Source organism: Halolamina sediminis (assembly GCF_001282785.1).
GTDB classification, from domain to species: domain Archaea; phylum Halobacteriota; class Halobacteria; order Halobacteriales; family Haloferacaceae; genus Halolamina; species Halolamina sediminis.
On the sequence record NZ_CVUA01000001.1, the window covers coordinates 1,315,973 to 1,337,228 of the forward strand.

20 protein-coding genes and 1 pseudogene are annotated in these 21,256 nt (G+C 70.0%); 16 read left to right on the forward strand and 5 right to left on the reverse strand.

Annotated elements, in window-relative coordinates:
* Positions 1-2 precede the first annotated feature (2 nt).
* Complete coding sequence (locus BN1959_RS06655) at positions 3-1,658, reverse strand: sensor histidine kinase (protein ID WP_161803741.1); 1,656 nt, start codon at positions 1,656-1,658, stop codon at positions 3-5.
* 272 nt (positions 1,659-1,930) lie between these two features.
* Between BN1959_RS06655 and BN1959_RS06660 the strand changes: the two genes are divergently transcribed.
* Together BN1959_RS06660 and BN1959_RS06665 are read left to right on the forward strand one after the other, a co-directional pair.
* Positions 1,931-2,422 carry a molybdopterin-dependent oxidoreductase gene (locus BN1959_RS06660; protein ID WP_053947912.1) on the forward strand — a complete coding sequence of 164 codons (492 nt, stop codon included), beginning with the start codon at positions 1,931-1,933 and terminating at the stop codon, positions 2,420-2,422.
* Between the two features lie 78 nt (positions 2,423-2,500).
* The gene (locus BN1959_RS06665) at positions 2,501-3,946 is read left to right on the forward strand and encodes a M20/M25/M40 family metallo-hydrolase (protein WP_053947913.1); all 1,446 of its coding nucleotides are present in this window, start codon (positions 2,501-2,503) and stop codon (positions 3,944-3,946) included.
* Here the strand turns inward: BN1959_RS06665 and BN1959_RS06670 are convergent.
* On the reverse strand, positions 3,943-4,845 hold the full coding sequence (locus BN1959_RS06670) for a hypothetical protein (RefSeq protein ID WP_053947914.1): 903 nt from the start codon (positions 4,843-4,845) through the stop codon (positions 3,943-3,945). The two genes, BN1959_RS06665 and BN1959_RS06670, sit on opposite strands and share 4 nt — an antisense overlap.
* A gap of 312 nt (positions 4,846-5,157) precedes the next feature.
* Between BN1959_RS06670 and BN1959_RS06675 the strand changes: the two genes are divergently transcribed.
* The 11 genes from BN1959_RS06675 to BN1959_RS06725 all read left to right on the forward strand — a co-directional run bounded on the left by BN1959_RS06675 (position 5,158) and on the right by BN1959_RS06725 (position 16,379).
* Positions 5,158-6,375 carry an aminotransferase-like domain-containing protein gene (locus BN1959_RS06675; RefSeq protein WP_053947915.1) on the forward strand — a complete coding sequence of 406 codons (1,218 nt, stop codon included), beginning with the start codon at positions 5,158-5,160 and terminating at the stop codon, positions 6,373-6,375.
* 311 nt (positions 6,376-6,686) lie between these two features.
* Positions 6,687-7,919, forward strand: a complete 1,233-nt coding sequence (locus BN1959_RS06680) for an argininosuccinate synthase (protein WP_053947916.1) — start codon at positions 6,687-6,689, stop codon at positions 7,917-7,919.
* Positions 7,920-9,401, forward strand: coding sequence for an argininosuccinate lyase (argH, locus tag BN1959_RS06685; protein WP_053947917.1), 1,482 nt, complete (start codon positions 7,920-7,922; stop codon positions 9,399-9,401).
* 273 nt (positions 9,402-9,674) lie between these two features.
* Positions 9,675-9,845: a lysine biosynthesis protein LysW gene (gene lysW / locus BN1959_RS06690; RefSeq protein ID WP_053947918.1), complete on the forward strand. Its 171-nt coding sequence runs from the start codon at positions 9,675-9,677 to the stop codon at positions 9,843-9,845.
* Positions 9,845-10,723 (forward strand): lysine biosynthesis protein LysX, encoded by an 879-nt coding sequence (gene lysX / locus BN1959_RS06695; RefSeq protein WP_053947919.1) that lies wholly within the window; start codon positions 9,845-9,847, stop codon positions 10,721-10,723. Before lysW ends, lysX begins: the two co-directional genes overlap by 1 nt.
* Complete coding sequence (gene argC / locus BN1959_RS06700; RefSeq protein ID WP_053947920.1) at positions 10,720-11,760, forward strand: N-acetyl-gamma-glutamyl-phosphate reductase; 1,041 nt, start codon at positions 10,720-10,722, stop codon at positions 11,758-11,760. The genes lysX and argC overlap by 4 nt, the downstream gene beginning before the upstream one ends.
* Positions 11,757-12,662: an acetylglutamate/acetylaminoadipate kinase gene (locus BN1959_RS06705; protein ID WP_053947921.1), complete on the forward strand. Its 906-nt coding sequence runs from the start codon at positions 11,757-11,759 to the stop codon at positions 12,660-12,662. The genes argC and BN1959_RS06705 overlap by 4 nt, the downstream gene beginning before the upstream one ends.
* Complete coding sequence (locus tag BN1959_RS06710) at positions 12,659-13,801, forward strand: aspartate aminotransferase family protein (RefSeq protein ID WP_053947922.1); 1,143 nt, start codon at positions 12,659-12,661, stop codon at positions 13,799-13,801. Before BN1959_RS06705 ends, BN1959_RS06710 begins: the two co-directional genes overlap by 4 nt.
* Before the next feature lie 2 nt (positions 13,802-13,803).
* A complete protein-coding gene (locus BN1959_RS06715; protein ID WP_053947923.1) occupies positions 13,804-14,901 on the forward strand; it encodes a [LysW]-lysine hydrolase in 1,098 nt (365 codons plus the stop codon).
* Between the two features lie 13 nt (positions 14,902-14,914).
* Complete coding sequence (gene argF / locus BN1959_RS06720) at positions 14,915-15,838, forward strand: ornithine carbamoyltransferase (protein ID WP_053947924.1); 924 nt, start codon at positions 14,915-14,917, stop codon at positions 15,836-15,838.
* A 145-nt stretch (positions 15,839-15,983) separates the two neighbouring features.
* A complete protein-coding gene (locus BN1959_RS06725) occupies positions 15,984-16,379 on the forward strand; it encodes a hypothetical protein (protein ID WP_053947925.1) in 396 nt (131 codons plus the stop codon).
* Between the two features lie 67 nt (positions 16,380-16,446).
* On the opposite strand, the gene BN1959_RS06730 is transcribed toward BN1959_RS06725, so the two are convergent.
* From BN1959_RS06730 to BN1959_RS15230, 3 genes are all read right to left on the reverse strand, one after another.
* Positions 16,447-17,379 (reverse strand): acetamidase/formamidase family protein, encoded by a 933-nt coding sequence (locus BN1959_RS06730; RefSeq protein ID WP_053947926.1) that lies wholly within the window; start codon positions 17,377-17,379, stop codon positions 16,447-16,449.
* Between the two features lie 115 nt (positions 17,380-17,494).
* The gene (locus tag BN1959_RS06735; RefSeq protein ID WP_053947927.1) at positions 17,495-17,905 is read right to left on the reverse strand and encodes a hypothetical protein; all 411 of its coding nucleotides are present in this window, start codon (positions 17,903-17,905) and stop codon (positions 17,495-17,497) included.
* Positions 17,902-18,018: a hydrogenase maturation nickel metallochaperone HypA gene (locus tag BN1959_RS15230; RefSeq protein ID WP_237560308.1), complete on the reverse strand. Its 117-nt coding sequence runs from the start codon at positions 18,016-18,018 to the stop codon at positions 17,902-17,904. Before BN1959_RS15230 ends, BN1959_RS06735 begins: the two co-directional genes overlap by 4 nt.
* A 96-nt stretch (positions 18,019-18,114) precedes the next feature.
* Between BN1959_RS15230 and BN1959_RS06740 the strand changes: the two genes are divergently transcribed.
* The 3 genes and pseudogenes from BN1959_RS06740 (at position 18,115) to BN1959_RS06750 (ending at position 21,251) form a co-directional block, all read left to right on the forward strand.
* A complete protein-coding gene (locus BN1959_RS06740; protein WP_053947928.1) occupies positions 18,115-19,404 on the forward strand; it encodes an erythromycin esterase family protein in 1,290 nt (429 codons plus the stop codon).
* Between the two features lie 26 nt (positions 19,405-19,430).
* A pseudogene (locus BN1959_RS06745) lies at positions 19,431-19,936 on the forward strand (HAD family hydrolase).
* Between the two features lie 76 nt (positions 19,937-20,012).
* Complete coding sequence (locus tag BN1959_RS06750; RefSeq protein WP_079978625.1) at positions 20,013-21,251, forward strand: CaiB/BaiF CoA transferase family protein; 1,239 nt, start codon at positions 20,013-20,015, stop codon at positions 21,249-21,251.
* Positions 21,252-21,256 lie beyond the last annotated feature (5 nt).

The following is a 21,256-nucleotide window of genomic DNA, read 5'->3' on the forward strand; positions in this document are numbered from 1 at the left end:
CCCTACGCGTTTTCGGCGTCGCCGTCCACGACACCGCGGATCGCGAACCTCGCCCCGCCGCCGTCGGCTTCGTGGACCTCGATCGTCCAGCCGTGTGCCGTCACGATCTCCTGAACGATGTTGAGCCCGAGCCCCGTCCCGTCCTCGCCGGTCGTGTACCCTGCCTCGAACACGCGGTCGCGGTCGGCATCGGGGATCCCTTGCCCGTCGTCGGCGACGTAGAACCCGTCCGCCGACCGCCCCACGCGGACGGTGATCGACCCGTCGTTGTGCTCGATCGAGTTCCGAAAGAGGTTCTCGAACAGCTGGCGAAATCGGCTGCTGTCGCCCAGAATCCGACCGTCCCCCTCGATCTCGAGCGTCGCGCCGTCGGTCTCCACGACCTCCCACGCTCCCCGGGCGATCTCGGCGAGAGCGAGGGGTTCGACGGACTCGACCGAGCGGCCGTCGCGGGTGAGCGTCAGGATGTCGTCGATCAGCGTCGTCATGCGCTCGTGGGCCCGCTCTGCGATCGCCAGATGCTCGCTGTCGTGTTCCTCCCGAGCCAGTTCGACGCGTCCTTGGGCGACGTTGAGGGGGTTCCGGAGGTCGTGGCTGACGATGCTGGCGAACGACTCCAGCCGGTCGTTCTGTCGTTCGAGGGCGCGTTCCCGTTCCCGGAGCGTCGACACGTCGACGAGCACGATCACGCGATCCGGGCTCCCGATGCTGTCGTCGAACGAGTCGAACCGCACGTCCAGATACCGCCGGGTTCCGTTGGCATCGACGACGAGATCCTCCCCGGACTCGCCGTCCCGGAACCGTTCGAGCAGTTCGGGGTGGTCGTCGAGGACGGCCGTGATCGGCTCGCCGACGGCCGGCTCGTCCCCGAGGGCGAGCAGCCGTCTGGCAGCGCTGTTGAGGTCGACGATCCGATCGCCGGCCGTCACGACGACGCCCTCGTCGAGCAGTTCGAGCACCGCGTCCCGCCCCCGCGTGGGCTCGATCGCGTCCCACGTCAGCAGCGCGTAGGCGAACGCGATCCCGGTGACCGAGAAGAACAGTTCGGGCTCCACCGACATCGCGCCCGTGAGGTAGAGGAAGTGCGCCAGCCACGGAACGATCGGGCCGATCAGCAGCGCCAACACCCGGCGTTCGAGGACGCGGTCGGCGTAGACGACGGTGCGGAACACGAGCCCCGTCGCGACGAGGTTCAGGAGGTTGCTGTACACCCAGCCCAGCCAGAACGCCGGCCCGAACGTCCGTTCGATGCGCACGACCCCGTCGACGACCACGAGGCCGACACTGCTCCGGACGAGCCCGTGGGCGGCGTTGGTCCAGGAGAGAACCACAAGCGCCGCCAGCGGCGCCCCGATGAGCGCCAGATGGCGCCGACTGACGCGGTCCTCCTCGCCGGCGAGGGTGACGGCGAACGCGAATATCGAGATCGGCAGTAGGGCGATCCCCACGTACTGGACGTTGATCCAGACGAGCTTTCCGGCCAACGTCGTCGAGGCGAGTTGGAAGGCGTTTCCGCCGGTCCACACCGCGACCGCGAGGTTGAACGCGACGAGCGAACGGCTGGCAGCTGAGTTTCGACGGGCGAGCAGGTACGCCCCGACCAGTGTCGTGAGCAGCGCCGTCCCGGCGGAGAGCCACACCTCGGCGGGAAACTGCATCATGCCACCTCCGACGGCGCCCGTGTCAGAAGAGTATACACAGTCTGTACAACCCTGGGGAGGAAATGAACAGAAGCCGGGATAAGGTTGTGGTATGGCACGATGGGGTTCCCATCTAAGTTGATCGATCCCGGAAATGTAACTATCACTACAACGATCTCCCCGCCTTCCCCGGGCCAGCGCGTGTCGGGCCCGGAACTGAAGATGTTCGCCCAAAGCCGTTCGTGGCTGGGGACCGACTTGGGGCCCATGACCACCACGAGGGTCGACCGATGAACGGGCTGCCCGAACACGCCGTCCCCGACGAGGTCGAGACCGAGGACTGGGCGCTCGCGATTCGCGGGAGCGTCGGCAACCCGCGGACGTTCGACGCCGCCGACCTCGCCGACCTCCCGACGGAGACGTTCTCGGAGGATTTCGACTGTGAAGCCGGCTGGGTCGCAGAGGGGCTGTCGTGGCGCGGCGTCCGCGTCGGTGACCTGCTCGCCCGCGCCGAGCCGTCGCCGGAGAGCCAGTTCGCGCTCGTCCACGCGATGGACGGCGACTACGCCTGTGCCTTCCCGCTCGACCGGCTCGAAAGCGCGGTGCTGGCGCTCGAACTCGACGGCGAACCGCTCCCGATCGAACACGGCGGCCCGGCCCGGCTGGTCCCCACCGGCGACGGCGACTGCTGGGAGAGCGTCAAGTGGGTGGCGGCGATCCAACTCACTGTCGGTCGTCCCGACGGCACCGCCGGCGAGATCGCGCTCGGCGGAGTCGACTGAGCGGCCGCGGATCGCCGGGTCCGATAGGGATTTCTCCCTCCCCGCGCCACTCGTTCACATGAGTCCGGGTGTCTACCGATGAGCGAAGCCGCGTGGCGGTTCGCCGACGACCACGAGGACGAGCAGCTGGCGGACCTGTTCTCGCTGCTCGCCCAGCCCTCGATCAGCGCGACCGGCGAGGGCGTCGCCGACTGCGTGGAACTGGTCCAGGCGCTCTGTACCGAGTACGGCTTCGACGACGCGATCCGGGTCGAGACGCCGGGGCAGCCGGCGGTGATCGCCCGCGCCGAGGCGGACGACGCAGGTGCGACCGGCGACGGTCGGCCGGGCGCCGACGCAGGTGCGACCGGCGACGGTCGGCCGGGCGCCGACGCCGTCGACGACCCGTCGACGATCTTCGTCTACGGCCACTACGACGTACAGCCGGCCGACCCCGAGGAGTGGACCACGCCGCCGTTCGAGCCGACGATCCGCGAGGGGCCCGACGGCCGCGAGCGCATCTACGCCCGCGGCGCCGGCGACAACACGGGCCAGTGGTTCGCCCACCTCTGTGCGGTCCGGGCGCTGCGGGAGACAACCGGCCTGCCGACGAACGTCACCCTCCTGCTCGAGGGCGAAGAGGAGAGCGGCAGCCCCAACCTCGACGGCGTCGTCCGGGAGTACGCCGACGTGCTGGGGGAGGCAGACCTCGCGTACGTCGCCGACGGCCCGGTCGACGAGTCCGGGCGCCCGCACGTCCTGCTGGGCGCCCGCGGGATGCAGTACGTCCAGATCGACGTCGAGGGGCCGAACCGCGACCTGCACTCCGGGAACTACGGCGGCCCCGTCCCCAACCCCGCGTGGGAGCTCGTCCGGATCGTCGCCTCGCTGAAAGACGACTCCGGCCGCGTCGCCGTCGACGGCTTCTACGACGACGTGCGCCCGATCGACGAGCGCGATCGCGAGGCGCTCGACGCGATGCCGTTCGACGCCGAGGCAGTCAAGACGGACCTCGGGATCGACGCCTTCGCCGAGGGGCCGGGGGAGAGCTACCTCGAGAAGCTGCTGTACTACCCGACCTGCAACATCTGTGGGTTCACCTCGGGCTACGGCGGCGAGGGGAGCAAGACCGTCCTCCCTTCCACGGCGACCCTGAAAATGGACATGCGCCTCGTCGCGGATCAGGACCCCGACGCGATCTACGACGCGTTCGAGAACCACGTCCACGAGCACGCGACCGGCGTCTGTGACGTGTCGGTGACGAAGATGGGGCAGATGCACCCCCAGCGGACGCCGCTGGACCACCCGATCCGCGAGACCGTGTTGGCCGCCGTCGCGGCCGCGTGGCCCACCGAGCCGATCCTGAAACCGACGCTCGGCGGGTCGCTGCCGACCGCGGTGTTCGAACGCGAACTGGGGCTGCCCTGCGTGACGGTGCCGTACGCGAACGAGGACGAGAACAACCACTCGCCCGACGAGAACCTCGCGCTTGACTGCTTCCGGAGCGGGATCCGGACCAGCGTCGAGCTGTTCGAGACGCTCTAGAACGCCAGCCCGTCCTCGACCAGCCGCTCCTCGGTCGCGACCACGACCCCCGAACTCGTGCTGATCTCGGGGGCGGAATAGTTCAGCACGCCGACGGAGGCGTCGGCGCTCAGTCGGGCCTCGACGGCTGCCTCGGGGTCGGAGACGGTGTCGGGCAGGACGAACCCGCTGGTGAGCCCCACGAGCTCTTTCTCGGCGTCGGCGACGCTGAACCCATTCGCGACGGCCGTCGGCGTGGTCTCCACGACCTGAATCCCCACGCCGTCGCCCATCGAGACCTCGGTGTAGGACTCCTGCCCGATCGCCGACTGGATCGAGGCCAGCGGGCCGTCGGTGTTCGTCCGGCGCGCGCCGTCCTCGCGGGCGTCGATCAGCGACTCGATCGCCGCACGGTCCCGGTCGCCGTTCGCGGCGATGGCGATCCGCCCGTCGGCGACGCCGACGAGATAGGAGGAGAGCGTGGCGTCGACGCGGTAGAGTTCGTAGCCGCTGTACGTGCTGTTCACCGTCTCCGCCTCGAGCTCCTGCCGATAGGCGTCGATCATCGCCGACTGGTCGAACGCCGCCTCCACCCCGTACAGCGAGGTGGTCCACCCGCCGTTGTAGTAGACGGCGTCGAGCTCGCCGAACTCCATGGTCGGCACCGGCGGTTCGAGAAAGGCCGCCATCAGGTCGTAGCGGTCCCCGAGCACGAAGCGCCCCTCGGCCAACGCGGCCGGCTCCATCGCCCGGATCGACTCGCCGCTCTGGGCGGCGCCGCTGCCTTCCCGTTCGGGGGTCCACCGGCCGTAGACGGTCGCGCTCCCGCCGAGCACGCCGGAACAGCCGGCGAGACCGACGACCCCGGCCGCACTGCCGACTCGGAGGGCGTCACGTCGCGTCAGCGTGGTCCGATCCATACCGAATCGTCGCCCCAGCGACGCAAAACCCTTGTTGCCGATTGAATCGTGAAATAAAGTCACACGCGTTGTTGCAGCGTCGGTCAGCGGTCCCGTCCTCCCCGCCCCAGCAAGTACGGATAAATCGCTGGCGGCACGAGCGGTGTCTCCACGCCCGATATGCTCGACACGGCGCTCGAACAGGTCGGGACGGTGTTGCTGACGGTCGTCGGGGTGGCGTCGCCCGGCCGTTGGGTGCTGGGGCTGCTCGGCTGAGCCGGCCGCCGTTTCCGCCACGGGTGGCTTTATTTTCCGGCGGCGACGAATCCCGTCATGACCGAGCAACGCGACAAGCGGTTCGACCACCTGTTCGCGTCGACGGTGCGCGAACGCCTCGGGCGGGAGGGGTACGGTAGCAGCGCCTCTCCGGATGCCGAGGACGCCGTCCCCCTGACGTACGGCTTCCCCTACCCGGACTCGTTCCCGACGGCGGCGTTGGAGGCCGCCACCGAGACCGTACTCGAGGAGGAGGGTGCGGACGTGCTCCAGTACGGCGGCGGCGAGTACGTCGAGCGCCTGCGCGACGGGCTGCTCGCCCGCGAGGCGACGCAGGGAGTCGACGCCACGCGGGAGGAACTGCTCCTCACCAACGGCGCGACCCACGCGCTGGACGCCGTCTGTGCGACGTTTCTCGATCCGGGCGACGAGGTGCTCGTCGAGGCGCCGACGTTCGTCTGGAGCCTCGCGGTGCTGGACAACCACGGCGCCGCCCTCACCGGCGTCGAGATCGACCAGAACGGCCTCGATCCCGACGCGCTGGAAGCGACACTCGAAGCGCGCGAGGCCGCCGGCGAGCCGACGCCGACGCTGCTGTATACGATCCCGGAGTTCCAGAACCCCACGGGCGCGACGCTCACCCGCGAGCGCCGCGAGCGCGTGCTCGAACTGGCCGAGGAGTACGACTTCCTGATCGTCGCCGACGACGCGTACGGCGAGCTCCGCTTCTCCGGCGAGTCCCCGCCGCCGCTGTCCGCGCTGGACGACTCGGGCCGGGTGATCCGGCTCGGCACCGTCTCGAAGACGATCGCGCCCGGGGTGCGGACGGGCTGGATCGTCGCCCACGAGGCGCTCGTCGACCAGATCGGCGGGATGGCCGCCGGCGGCACCAACACGTTCACTCAGAGCGTGCTCGGCCGCTACTTCGACGCTGGCCACTACGAGCCGACGCTGGACGAACTCCTCGACGGGTACGAGCGCCGCCGTGACGCGATGCTCGACGCGCTCGAACGCCACCTCCCGCCCGGGTCGTCGTGGACCGAGCCCGCGGGCGGCTTCTTCCTCTGGGTCACGCTCCCCGAGGGCGTCGACACCGAGGAACTGCTCCCGCTCGCGGCCGGAGAGGGCGTAACGTACCTCCCCGGCGAGCGCTTCTTCGTCGAGGACGCCCGGGGGACGCGCTCGGCACGGCTCTCCTTCAGCCACTGTTCGCCCGAGGAGCTCGAAGCCGGCGTGGCGGCGCTGGCGCGGGCGACCGAGACGTATCTGGAGTAACGGACCACGGAGACGTACTGGCGTAGCGGGCGGCGAAACACATTTGTCCCCCCGGCCCAACCTCACGCCTGTGACTCACGCGACCACCGCCGTCGACGGCACGCACGCCGCCGACGCCACCGCCGTCGCCGCCTCCCGACAGCGGCGGGTCGCGTTCCGGCCGCGGGCCGCTTAGGCCCAACTCCACCTTACCCCTTCGTCACCGTTTCGCCGATGTTCTCCAAACCTTCGTCCGGTTAGCGTGTCGTAGCACATTTTCTTACAAACTCTAAAGCGATGTATTTATCGGGTAGCGATGTTCAGACGTAGATATGACGAAAGTCGCGCTCGCGTTCAGCGGTGGTCTGGACACCACCGTCTGTGTCCCGCTACTGAAAGAGGAGTACGGCTACGACGAAGTGATGGCCGTCACCGTCGACGTCGGCCAGCCCGAGGCGGAGTTCGCGGAGGCCCGCGAGACCGCCGACGCGCTGGGGCTGGAGATCCACGTCGTCGACGCCAAGTCCGAGTTCGCGTCGCTCTGTTTCGACTCGGTCCGTGCCAACGCCACGTATCAGGGCTACCCGCTCGGCACCGCGCTCGCCCGTCCCGTGATCGCCGAGGCGATCCTCGACGTCGCCGAACAGGAGGACTGCGACGCGATCGCCCACGGCTGCACCGGCAAGGGGAACGACCAACTGCGCTTCGAGACGGTCTGGCGTGGCTCCGACCTCGAAGTCGTCGCGCCCGTGCGCGAACTCGGCCTGACCCGCGAGTGGGAGGTCGAGTACGCCGCCGAGCGCGATCTGCCCGTCGAGGCGGGCAACGAGGGGACCTGGAGCATCGACACGAATCTCTGGTCCCGTTCCGTCGAGGGGGGCGACCTCGAGGACCCCAGCCACGTTCCCAGCGAGGAGATATACGAGTGGACCGAGACGCCCAGCGGCGGCGAGGAGCTCGTCGACATCGAGTTCGAGGACGGCTACCCCGTCGGGCTCAACGGCGAGCAGCTCGACCCCGTCGACCTGATCGAGGAGCTCAACGCGCTCGCGGGCGCCTACGGCGTCGGCCGCACCGACATGCTCGAGGACCGCATGCTCGGGCTGAAAGTGCGCGAGAACTACGAGCACCCCGCCGCGACGGTGCTGCTCACGGCCCACGAGGCGCTCGAGCAGTTCGTGTTCACGAAGACCGAGCGCGACTTCAAACCCCAGATCGACCAGCAGTGGGCCGAGCAAGCCTACCGCGGGCTGGTGTTCTCGCCGCTGACCGAGAGCCTGAACGGCTACCTCGACGCCTCACAGGAGAAAGTCACCGGTACGGTGACGGTCAAGCTGCAGGGCGGCGGCGTCCGCCCGGTCGCCCGTGACTCCGAGTACGGCGTCTACTCCGAGAACGCCGCCTCGTTCAACACCGAGACCGTCAACGGGATCGAGCAGGCCGACGCGACCGGCGTCGCGAAGTACCACGGGTTCCAGGAGCGCCTCGCGAACCAGGTGACGGAGGCGGCCGAGAAAGAGGACGAGAACGAGAAAACGACGCTCTCGACCGACGGCGGGGAGTAGATGTCCGGAGAGCCGACCGACGGTGCGGAGACCGTAGTCCGCCGCGAACGCTTCGCGGACGGGCCGGCGCGCTCGTTCATGTCAAGCCTCGACGCCGACGAACGCATCTTCGCGGCGGACCTCGCGGTCGACCGCGCCCACGCCGTGATGCTTGCCGAGCAGGGTATCGTCGGCGACGACGACGCCACGGCGATCCTCGATGCGCTCGACGGGATCGAGACCGCCGGCCACGACGCGCTCCCGGAGGGCGAAGACGTGCACGAGGCGATCGAGTCGGCGGTCGTCGCCGAGGTCGGCCCCGCGGGCGGTCGCATGCACACCGCGCGCTCGCGCAACGACGAGGTCGCGACCTGCATCCGCTACCGCTTCCGCGAGGATCTCCTCGCCGCCGCCGAGGCCAGCCTCGAACTCCGCGGCGCGCTGCTCGACGCGGCGGCCGCGGAGGCCGACACGATCGTTCCCGGCTTCACGCACCGCCAGCACGCCCAGCCGACCACGGTCGGCCACCTGCTCGCGTCCTACGCGGGTGCCGTGGCGCGCGACACCGAGCGCCTGCTCGCCGCCTACGAGCGCACGAACCGTTCGCCGCTCGGCGCGGCGGCCTTCGCGGGCACCACGTTCGACGTGGACCGCGAGCGCACCGCCGAACTGCTCGGCTTCCACGACGTGATCGAGAACAGTGCCGACGCCGTCACTGCCCGCGATTTCCTGATCGAGGGGTGTGCGGCCTTTGCCGCGCTGTCGGCGACGCTCTCGGGGCTCGCGGCCGACCTGATCGAGGGCGCGAAGGACGGCCACGTCGAGCTGGACGACGCCTACGCCTCGACCTCCTCGATCATGCCCCAGAAGAAGAACCCCGACTCGCTGGAGCTGGTCCGCGCGGTCGCCGGCGACGCCGTCGGCGACCTGACGGGGCTGCTCACGACGCTGAAGGGGCTCCCCCGCGCGTACAACCGCGACCTCCAGCGTGCCACCCCGCACGCGTGGGACGCGGTGGACATCGTCACCGAGGCGACCGTGGTCACCGCCGGCGCCGTCGCGACCGCCGAGTGGGACGCTCAGGCCTGCGCGGCCGACGCCGGGAAGGGGTTCTCGACGGCGACGGGCGTCGCGGACGCGCTCGCGAGCGCGGGCATCCCGTTCCGCACCGCCCACGAGCTCGTCGCCGACGCGGCCGCGGGGATCGACGACGAGTCGAGCGTGGACGAGCAGATCGACGCGCTCGCGGCGGCCGCGGAGGGCGTGCTCGACGACTCGCTCTCGGCGTACGTCGACGAGGCGACACTGGCGGACGTGCTCTCGCCCGCCGGCAGCGTCACTGCGCGCAGCTCCCGCGGCGGCCCCGCGGCCCCGGCGGTCACGGAGTCGCTGACCCGCCTCCGTGACACCCACGAGGAACACGCGGCGGCCGTCGACGCCCACCGCGAGGCGCTCGCGGCCGCGGACAGCCGACTGACTGCGGCGGTGACCGAGTATGTCTGAGAACACCCACCCCACGGTGACCCCAGTTCTACGGCGACAGCCACGGCCAACGGCACCGCGGCGGCCCCGGCGACGGCGGCCGCGGCCGGCTCCCACCCGACTCCGGCGGGGGCCGCGACGGCCCGCCCGGGCCACCACTCACTCCGCGCCGCCGCGGCCCGTTCCGCGCGGCACCGTCCCGACAGAATTTGGCGGATAGAGTCGTCTAAGCTCTTATTTTACGGAAAATAAATAGACGGATTAAAGTACTCCCGTCGCCTCCCTCGGAGTACGATGTCAGAAGCTGATTGCGTGACTTGCGGCGACAGCGTCACACTGCCCGCGGACGTCGAGATCGGCGAGATCGTCGACTGCGGGAGCTGTGGGACCGAACTCGAAGTCGTGGGCGTCGAGCCCGCCGAGCTGGCGGAGGCGCCCGACCTCGCGGAAGACTGGGGGGAGTGATGGACGTCGGTCTGCTCTACTCCCGCATCCGCCCGGACGAGAAGCTCCTGCTGACGGAGCTGCGCGACCGGGGTCACGAGGTCCACAAGGTCGACGTGCGCAAGGCGACGTTCGGCCTCGACGCGCCGCCCGAGTCGCTCGGGGAGTGTGACGTGGTGTTCGACCGCTGTCTGGCGACCTCGCGATCGAAGTACGCGAGCCGGTTCATGGCCCACTACGACGTGCCGGTCGTCAACAGCCCCGAGACGGCGAAACTCTGCTCGGACAAGGTCGAGACGACGCTCGCGCTCTCTGAGGCGGATATCCCGACGCCGGAAACCACCGTCGCGTTCACGAAGGACTCGGCGCTCGAGGCGATCGAGGCCTTTGGCTACCCCTGCGTGCTGAAGCCGGTCGTCGGATCGTGGGGCAGACTGATGGCCAAGCTCGAGTCGCGCTCGGCCGCCGAGGCCGTGCTCGAACACAAGGAGACGCTAGGTCACTACGAGCACAGTGTGTTCTACGTCCAGCAGTTCGTCGAGAAGCCCGGCCGCGACCTGCGCGTGCTGACCGTCGACGGCGAGCCCGTGGCGGCGATGAGCCGCAGTTCGGACCACTGGCTCACCAACGCCGCGACGGGCGCCGAGACGGCGTCGTTCGACCTCGATCCCGAGGTCGAGAAGTTGGCCAAGCAAGCCAGCGCGGCCGTCGGCGGCGGCCTGCTCGGGGTGGATCTGATGGAGCTCGAAACCGGGGGGTACACCGTCCACGAGGTGAACCACACGGTGGAGTTCAAGGCGCTGAACGCCGCCGTCGACGTCGACGTGGCGGCGAAAGTCGTCGACTGGCTGGAGACGAAAGTCGACGCGGACGCTGGGGCGACGGAGGTGGAGGCGTGACGCTCACCGCGAGCGTCGTCGGCGCCTCCGGCTTCGCTGGCGGGGAGCTGCTCCGCCTGCTCTCAGCCCACCCGGAGTTCGAGGTCGTCCAAGCCACCTCCCGCGAGTACGAGAACCGAACGGTGGGATCGGTCCACCCGAACCTCCGCGAACTCGACCTGCGCTTCTCGGACCCGGCCGACCTCGAGTCGATCGACGCGCTGTTTGCGGCGACGCCCCACGGCGTCTCGATGGACAACGTCGAAGCGTACCTCGACGCCGCCGACACGCTGGTCGACCTCTCGGCGGACTTCCGCCTCGGCAGCGAGGCGGCGTACGATCAGTGGTACGACGGCCACAGTGCGCCCGACTACCTCGATTCGGCGACGTACGCGCTGCCCGAACTCGGCCGTGACGGGCTCGAAGACGCGGAGATCGTCGCCTCCGGCGGCTGTAACGCCACGGCGACGATGCTCGCGCTCAAGCCGTTGGTCGATGCAGGCCTGCTGACGCCCGCGGACCAGATCGTCGCCGACCTCAAGGTCGGCTCCTCGGAGGGCGGCGCCGGCGGCGGTGCGGCCTCGTCCCACCCGGAGCGTTCGGGCGTCGTCCGTCCGTACGCGCCAACGGGCCACCGTCACGAGGCCGAAATCGAGGAGCAGTTGGGGCTCTCACTCTCCTTTACGGTCCACGCGGTGGATATGGTCCGCGGCGCGGCCGCGACCTGTCACACGTTCCCCACTGGCGGCGACAGCGAGATCCAGACCGCCGACCTCTGGAGTGCCTACCGCGACGCCTACGACGACGAGCCGTTCGTCCGACTGGTCGCGGGCGGCAGTGGCGTGTATCGCTACCCCGAGCCGAAATCGGTCGCGGGCACTAACCTCGCGGAGGTCGGCTTCGCCGCCGACGGCGAGCGCGTCGTCGCCTTCGCGGCTATCGACAACGTGATGAAAGGCGCCGCGGGGCAGGCAGTCCACGCCGCCAACCTCGCGTTCGGGCTCGAAGAGACGGCCGGACTCGACCAGCAGGGGCTTCACCCGGTGGGGTCGCCATGAGCGAGTCCAACGCCGCGGTCGGCCCGGACCAGGCCCCGCTGGTCGTGAAGATCGGCGGCGCCCGCGCGGTCGACCCGGCGGGCGTGATCGAGGACGTTGCCCACGTCGTCGCGGCCGGCCGCGAGGTCGTCGTCGTCCACGGCGGCTCGACCGCCGTCGACGACACGCTCGAAGCGATGGGCGAGGAGCCAGAGTACGTCACCACGCCGTCTGGCGTCTCGGGGCGCTTCACCGACGACGAGACGCTCGAAGTGTTCGAGATGGTGCTGCCCGGGAAGCTCAACACCGAGCTGGTGACCGACCTCCGTGCGGCGGGGGTGAACGCGGTCGGGCTTTCGGGCGTCGACGGCGGCCTCGTGACGGGCCCGCGCAAGTCGGCGGTCCGGATCGTCGAGGACGGGAAGAAGAAGATTCGTCGCGGCGACCACGCGGGCAAACCCGAGCAGGTCAATGCCGACCTGCTCCGATCGCTGCTCGCGGACGGCTACGTCCCGACGGTCTCGCCGCCGATGCTGGCTGACGACGACACCGCGGCCAACGCCGACGCCGACCGCGTGGCCGCACTGCTCGCGGCCGAACTCGGCGCCGAACTGGTGCTGCTGACTGACGTGGACGGGATCTACGCGGAGCCGGACGATCCGGCCACCCTCATCGACGAGGCGTCGACGCCCGAGGAGTTCGCGGCGGTTGAGGACGCCGCCGAGGGGTTCATGAGCCGAAAGGTCCACGCCGCCAAGGAGGCGCTTTCCGGCGGCGCCGAAGGCGTCGTCGTCTCCGACGCCACGCTCCGCAAGCCGCTGCTCGCGGCGCTTGAGGGCCACGGCACGTGGATCGCAAAGGAGTCGGTCACGGGTACGGACGACGACGCAGCGACCACAGCGAACGGGGGCGAGTCCGCGTGACGGGCGAGGGGTTCGTCTTCTCCGAGAAGCCCATCGCGATCGAGTCGGGCTCGGGCGTCACGCTCACCGCCGAGGACGGCACCGAGTACCTCGACTTCGGCGCCTCCTACGCCTGTACGCCGCTGGGGCACTCGCCGCCGGCGGTCGTCGACGCGATCACCGAGCAGGCAGAGCAGCTGCTGTACGTGCAGGGCTCCTACCCCGTCGCCGCGCGCACGGCGCTGCAGGAGCAGCTCGCCGAGGTCGCGCCGGGCGACCTCTCGAAGGTGTGGCTCTGTAACTCCGGCACGGAGGCCAACGAGGCCGCACTGAAGTTCGCGCGCTCGGCGACGGGCCGCGAGAAAGTGGTCGCCACACAGCGCGCGTTCCACGGCCGTACGCTCGGCGCCCTCTCCTTGACGTGGAAGGACGACTACCGCGACCCGTTCGGGCCGCTCCCGGGCGGCGTGGAGTTCGTCCCGTACGGCGACGAGGACGCGCTCGCCGAGGCCGTCGACGACGAGACGGCCGCCGTCTTCCTCGAACCGATCCAGGGGGAGGGCGGCGTCCACCCCGCGGGCGACGCGTACCTCCGGACTGCCCGCGCGGTGACCGAGGAGACCGGCGCGGCGCTCGTGCTGGACGAGATCCAGACCGGCGTCGGCCGCACCGGGACGATGTGGGCCTGCCAGTCGGCGGGCATCGTCCCCGACGTGCTCACGGCCGCGAAGGGGGTTGCGTCGGGGCTCCCCCTCGGCGTGACGCTCTGTGCGGACTGGATCGCCGAGGACGCGGGGAACCACGGCTCGACGTTCGCGGGCAACCCCGTCGTCGCCGCCGCCGCGAGCGCGACGCTGACACAGTTGCAGGCCGATAGTGTGCCCGAGAACGCCGCCGCGGTCGGTGGGTACCTCCGCGCGGAGCTCCGTGCGGCCGTCGACGAGCACGATCTCCCGGTGCGCGAGGTGCGCGGCTCGGGGCTCATGATCGGCATCGAAGTCAAGCGCGGCTCGATGCGCGTGCTCCGCGATCTCGCGATCGAGGAGCAGGTGCTCGCGCTCCCGGCCGGCCGCTCCGTCGTGCGCCTGCTCCCGCCGCTCGTGATCGGGGAGGAACACGCCGACAGCGTCGTCGACAGCCTGATCGAGGTGCTCGGCTGACGATGCCCGACCCCGTGAGCGACATCCCGGACCCGGCTGGCGCACTCGATACGCCCGGCCGCGAACTGCTCGCGGCGCTCGTCTCGATTCCCTCGCCTTCGGGCGAGGAGGCCGAGGCGGCGGCCCGTCTCGCGGAGTTTTTCGGCGACCACGGCCGTGAGGCGTGGATCGACGACGCCGGCAACGTCCGCGTGCCGGGCGACGATTCGGTGCTGCTGACCTCCCATGTCGACACCGTCCCTGGCGAGATCCCCGTCCGCGTCGGGGACGGGGACGAGGAACTGGGCGTCGACGGCCCGGTACTCTGGGGGCGCGGCAGCGTCGACGCGACCGGGCCGCTGGCGGCGATGGCCGTCGCGGCCGTCGAAACCGGGGCGTCGTTCGTCGGCGTCGTCGGCGAGGAGACCGACTCCCGCGGCGCGCGTCACCTGATCGAGGATCGCGACGCGCCCGAGACCGTCATCAACGGCGAACCCTCGGGCTGGGACGCGATCACCCTCGGCTACCGCGGGATCGTCGGCGGCGAATACGCTGTCTCGACGCCTGCGGGCCACGGCGCTCGCCCGGACGCGAACGCGATCGACCACGCGACCGCGTGGTGGGAGCGCGTCCGCGCGGTCGTCGCCGAGGAGAACGGCGACGCCGAGCCCGGGGGCTTCGACACGATCACCGCCACCGCGGCGTCGATCGACGGCGGGCTCTCCAACGACGGCTCGGCCGTCACGGCGTCGATGGCTGCGCGCTTTCGCGTGCCGCCGAGCGAGGCGCCGGATTCCGTCTGTGCGACCGTCGAGGACTGTCTCGACGCTGGCGAGATCGAGTGGAGGGAGTCGATCCCGTCCCATGCCGATTCGCCACGTAGCACGCCCGCAACGGCGCTCCGGAGGGGGATCCGCGCCGCCGGCGGCGAGCCGACCCACCTGCAGAAGACCGGGACCGCCGACGCGAACCTCTACGCCGACGCGTGGGACGTCCCGGTCGCCACCTACGGCCCCGGCGACTCGGCGTTCGATCACGCGCCCGACGAGCGCCTGCCGCTTGCCGAGTTCGACCGCGCGGAAACGGTCCTGACGACCGCCTGCGAACAGCTCATCGACTGACTGACTCAGAACCATGCACGACAACGACACCGCGACCACGTTCCCGACGGATCTGCTCACGATCGACCAGCTCTCGCCGGCGGCGCTCCGGCGGCTCCTCGACCGCGCGGCCGCGATCGAGGCCGGCGAGGAGGCCGCCCGACTCGACGATCGGAGCGTGGCCATGGTGTTCGAGAAACCCTCGACGCGTACCCGGAGCTCCTTCGAGGCCGGCGTCGCCGAACTCGGCGGCCACCCGACGTTCCTCGGGCAGGACGACATCCACCTCGGCCACGGCGAGCCGCTGAAGGACACTGCCCGCGCGCTCTCGCAGTACGTCGACGCGCTCGTCGCGCGACTGAACAGCCACGACGACCTCGAAGAGCTGGCGGCGTACGCCGACGTGCCCGTCGTGAACGCGCTGACCGACGAAGCCCACCCCTGTCAGACGCTCGCGGATCTGCTGACGCTGCGGCAGATCGCGGCCGAATCGGGCAGGGCGCTCGACGACATCACCCTCGCGTGGGTCGGCGACGGGAACAACGTCGCGCGCTCGCTCGTGGTCGGCTGTGCGCTTGTGGGCGTAGACCTGCGCGTCGCGACGCCGGAAGGCTACGACGTCGACGAGGACGCGATCGCGGCGGCGGCCGCGGCCGGCGGCGAGCCGACACAGTTCGACAGCCCGGAGGCGGCCGTCGCCGGCGCGGACGTGGTGTACACCGACGTCTGGGTGAGCATGGGCGACAGCGAGGAGAAACTGCCCGCGTTCGAGGGGTTCCAAGTCGACGAGGAACTGCTCGGCGACGCGAAGCTGATGCACTGTCTGCCCGCGAACCGTGGACAGGAAGTGACCGACGGCGCGCTGGAGAGCGAGCAGTCGGTAGTGTGGCAGCAGGCCGGCAACCGCAAGCCGACGCAGCAGGCGCTGCTGCTGGAGTTAATACACGGTCGCCGGTAGGTGCCGCAGTACAGGCTAGCGTGTGAGCGGGGTACTCGCCGGCTGCCGTGCGAACTGACAGATATCAATAGGGTCTCACCGGTTGACTCTCGGAAAGTATTTCCGATAAATTAGGTAATATGATCGTTCACTGCTACCTTCCGACATGGGACTGTTCAGTAGCGGACCGAGCTTTTCGGACCACACGAACCGGCTCTTGGACATCGTCGCGGACAGCTCGAACGACGCGAAACGGCGGGACGCGCTAGAGAAGCTCGCGCGGCAGGAAAACGGCGGCACGGCACTCGCGTACGTCGTCGTGGATAGCTCCCTCCACAACGGGGACCACTTCATCCGCGAGGAAGCGATCGACAAGATGGAGTACATGCGAGCGGAGGAGGAGTTGGACAAGCTACTCGACGACAACATCGACGACCAGTACAAACTCGACGCGATCGAGGCGCTGGCATCGATCGGTGCGACCGACAAGCTGGGCGATATCGCACACCATTTCGACGGAAGAAACGAGAAACTGAGCCGGAAGGCGTTCCAGTATCTGTAGCGGGCGTCGTGGGAACGGGTTCGGAGTCGGGAACCCTCCCGTCACCGGGCTTGACTGTCGACCCGGCTCAGAACGGCGAGGAGACGTGCTCGCTGGGGATCGCGTTCCGGACCGTCACCAGCGGGTCGACGACCTGCGAGATCTCCAGCCCGCCGACGAGGCTGCCGAACGTGTGTGCCTCGGTGGTGCTGTAGCCGTGTTCCGCCGAGAGTAGCGCCATCGCGTCCTTGTGGGCGAGCTTCGACGCCGCCTCCATCGTCTCCGCGCTCGCGACGGTTTTCCAGTGGTCGCCGGTGTCGATCAGCGGCCGCTGGAGGTCGAACTCGGGGTCGGAGATCACGTCGAGGGTCACGTCCACGTCGGTCGCGATCTCCGCGCCGGTGCCGCACATCTCGCCGTCGGCCATCACCGCCTTCGAGTCGCCCATCGCGAGCAGGCCGCCGGACTGGAACACGGGGAGGTAGAGCGTCGACCCCGCCGTCACGTCGTTGGTGTCGAGGTTCCCGCCGTGGTCGTGGGGGACGAGCGTCGAGTGGGTCTCCCCGGCGGTCGCGACGCCGATCGTGCCGATACACGGGTCGGCCGCGATCTCCCGCCCCTGGAACGTCACCCGCGGCCGGCCGTCCGCGTAGTTCGACCCCTTCTCGACGGGGGTGACCCGGGTAAACGGCGCCTCCACGTCGGGATCGTCCTGCATGAGACCGAACCCCGGCGTGGTGACGACGCGGCCGCGGTCCTCTGCGAGTCGGACGTCCTCGATCTCGACCCGGAGCACGTCGCCGTGCTCGGCGCCCTCGACGGCGACTGGACCGGTGGCGGCGTTGACCTCCTCGGGGATCTGTTCGAGGAGGTCCTCGTCGCCCTGGATCACGCCGTTCAGGCTGTCCCGCGTCTCGAAGGTGAGTTCGGTGCCGGGCTCGACGGTCCGGACCGGCTTCATCTGCGGGCTGAACTCGTAGACGACGCCGTGGGTGTCGTCGCTGATGGTCTCTCTGGCCATACGCGTCGGTTGGGACGTGTTCGCAAAAAGCTGCTGTCGGTCCGCCGGTCGCCACACGGGTTTGCGTCCCACCGCGAACTGTTCAGGCATCCCCGGACTGTTCGGTTTTCGCCGATCAGCCCAGATAGCGCACCGTCACCTCGTGGTCCGTCCCCGGGAGCGTGATCCGTTCTCGGAGGCGATCCCCGACGCGGTCGCGCCACCGATCCACCGCTCGCTGGTGGGCCTCGCGGTGGCGCTCGAGGTCGTACTCGTCGGCCGCCCGGAGCCGGTCCTCGGTCTCGTCGACGCTCGGAAACGCCGGCAGATCGGCGACGAACGCCGCCGGCTCGACGTGGATCTCCTCGGGCCCGGCGTCCTCGCGGGCGACGTGGAGGCGTGCACGCATCCGACCGGAGAACGGGGCGACGAGACGGAGAACGGTCGGATCGCGGTCGCGCGCCCGGGCTTCCAACGCTGTGAGCACGTCGTCGCGGTGGACCGCGAGCGAGCGGATTCGGGTGGGGTCGGTCGACTCCTCGCTCACGTCGCGCGGCGCTGTCGGCCGAGTTCACCACCGCAGTCGGGGCAGTTGGCGCGGTACGAGCGGTTACTCACCGTCCGGGCACACTCCTGGCAGACGAACTGGGGGCCGACCATCGAGTAACCGTGGGGGTTCTACCGTGGTAAATGTTGTCGTGCGTTTGAGACGCTTTCTCACGCACCGTTTTCATGCGCTGGCTTCAGTGGGCCCGTATGCTGGACGACGAGGCGCTCGATGCGCTGGCGACCCACACAACCCCGATGGCGCCTGCAGACCGGGGGACCGACGTGAAAGCGTCCGACCCACCGACGCCGCTGGCTCGTTCACTCGGCGACGCCCGGATCGTCGGGCTCGGCGAGGCGACCCACGGGACCAGGGAGTGTTTCGAACACAAACACCGCCTGATCCGCCACCTCGTGAGCGAGCGGGGGTTCCGGACGGTCGCGTTCGAGGCCGACGCGGCCGCGACGACGGCGCTCGACGCGTACGTCCGGTGGGGAAGCCCGTTCGCCGACCATCCCGCGGACGCACGGGCAGCACTCGCCGAACTCGACATGTGGCAGTGGCGGACCGAGTCCGTCCGGGCGCTGCTGGAGTGGCTCCGGGCGTTCAACGACGGTCGCGCCCCCGACGACCAGGTCCGGGTTCGCGGCGTCGACCTGAGCACGCCATCGGCGCCGGCCACACCGCTGCGGGCGTACTTCGAGCGAACCGATCTCGACGCCGAGATCGGCGCACTCCGGACCGTCGCCGACGCGACGGTCAACGACGACGCCGAGCGCGAACGCGTACTGCCGGCGGTGACTGCGGCCGCGGAGCGGCTACGCGACCGACTGGACGCGAACCGCGCCGTGTCCGAGGGATCGGTCGACGCGTGGTGGACGGCCCAGTGGCTCTGCCGCGTGATCGAACAGTCCTGTGAGTGGGCCCGCGTCAGACACGAACAGCCCGGCCCCCACCCCGCGGGGATGGCGGCACGGGACCGCTTCATGGCCGAGAACGTCCGTTGGGCACTGGATCGGGACCCCGGAACGGGCGTGGTGCTGTGGGCGCACGACGGCCACGTCCAGCGTGGAACGTTCGACGACGGCACGGGTTGGGCCGACTCGACGACGATGGGCGAGCGACTCGCGCGGGCGCTCGGCGACGACTACCGGCCGGTCGGATTCGACTTCGCCCGCGGTTCGTTCCGCGCGGTCGGCCACGGGAGCGGCGAGGTGGAGACGTTCTTGGCCGACGAACCGAGCGAGGACACCGCGACGGCCGCGTTCGCGGCAGTCGGGGATACTCCCTACGCTCTCGATCTCGGAGCCGTCGCGGCCGACGATCAGCTCGCGTCGTGGGTTACCGCAGTGCGGCGGAAACGCTACGTCGGTTCGGTGTTCGATCCGGCGGGGGAGAGCTACGCCCGTACCGATCTGCCGGGATCGTTCGACTGGCTACTCGTCCTGCCCGAATCGACGCCGACTGTCGCGATCGACGGGGGACGGCAAAACTCTTAGCGCGCTCCCGCCCCGACGGTGGAGTGATGCGCGCTGTCTCGTTCGACTGCTTCGGCACGCTCGTCGCCGCCCCGCGCCCCTCGGACCCCGCCGAGGCTGTCGCTGAACAGTTGCGGACCCGCGGCGTCACGGTCCCCGCGGACTGGGGGAGGCGTACACCGAGTCGAACCTCGACTCGCCGGCCGGCGCCGGTGTGTCGCTGCCCGCCCACGCCCGCGGGGCGCTGTCGAGCCGCGGGATCGAGGCTGACGAGTCCGTGGGCCTGTTCTCGAACTGCTCGATGCCGGGGCTGGTCCGTCGCGTCCTCGGCCGTGTGGGGTTGCTCGACCAGTTCGATGCGGTGGTAACGAGCGTCGAGATTGGCTGGCGGAAGCCGGACCGCCGAGCGTTCGCCGCGGTCGCGGCCGAACTCGACGTGCCCGTCGACGCGCTGACCCACGTGGGCGACGACCGTGACGCGGACGGTGGAATCGGTCGATACGGCGGGCGGTACCTCCACATCGACGGCGGTCTGACCGAACTTCCGGACTGACTCGCCGGCGGCGAGGAGTGAGCCGGGACGGCGCCGGGTGGGAACCACTAAGATGCTGGCCCGCCCGGGTCGGGGTATGACCGAGGACCCGACCGGACCGCTGGAGGGCGTCACCGTACTCGACGCCTCGCGCGTGCTCGCCGGCCCGTTCTGCGGGATGCAGCTCGGCGATCTGGGCGCCGACGTGATCAAGGTCGAACGCCCCGACGGTGGCGACCAGACCCGCCACTGGACGCCGCCCGCCTTCGGCGACGACGTTGCCTCCTACTACGCGAGCATCAACCGGAACAAGCGCTCGATCACGCTGAACCTCACCACCGAGGACGGCCGGGAAGCGTTCCGCGACCTCGCGAGCGAGGCGGACGTCGTGCTGGAGAACTTCCGTGTCGGCAAAGCCGCCGAGTGGGGACTGGACTACGAGACGCTCCGAGAATCGAACCCCGGGTTGGTGTACTGCTCGATCACGGGGTACGGACAGACCGGCCCGAAGGCCGAGCGCCCGGCGTACGACCTGATGATGCAGGCCGAGGGCGGGATGATGAGCATCACCGGCGAGGAGGGGCGGCCGCCGGTGCGGGTCGGCGTCGCCGTCGCCGACCTCGCGGCGGGGATGTACGCCACCCAGTCGGTGCTCGCGGCGCTGTTCCGCCGGGAGTTCGACGGCGGCGCGGACCGAGCAGGCGCGCCGGACGCCGAGAAAACCGGCGACCGCATCGACGTGGCGCTGTTCGACGCCCTGCTGGGCTGGCTCTCCTACATGGGGACGGACGCGTTCGCCTCCGGCGAGCCGCCCGAGCGCATGGGCTCGCGCCACCCCAACATCGCGCCGTACCAGGCGTTCGAGGCCGCGGACGGCTACGTCGTCGTCGCCTGTGCGAGTCAGGCGATCTGGTACCGGCTCTGCGAGGCGCTTGACCGGCCGGACCTCGTCGACGATCCGCGCTTCGAGACCAACGAGAGACGCGTCGACAACCGGGAGGAACTGGAGTCGATCCTCACCGACGCGTTCGCCGATCGCAGCGTCGACGAGGTGGTCGACCTACTCCGGACCAACGACGTCCCTGTCGGCCGGATTCGGGACGTACTGGAGGCGTTCGATGACCCGCAGGCCGAGGCGCGGGGGATGGTGCAGCGCGTCACTCACCCGACGGCGGGCGAGATCGAGCTTCCGGGGTCGCCGATGCAGTTCTCGGAGTACGCGGCGACCGCACGGCGACACCCGCCGTTGCTGGGTGAGCACACCGAAGAGGTACTGGCGGAGTTGGGGTACAGCGAGGCGACGATCGAGCGGCTGGATGCGGACGGCGTCGTCTGAGCGCG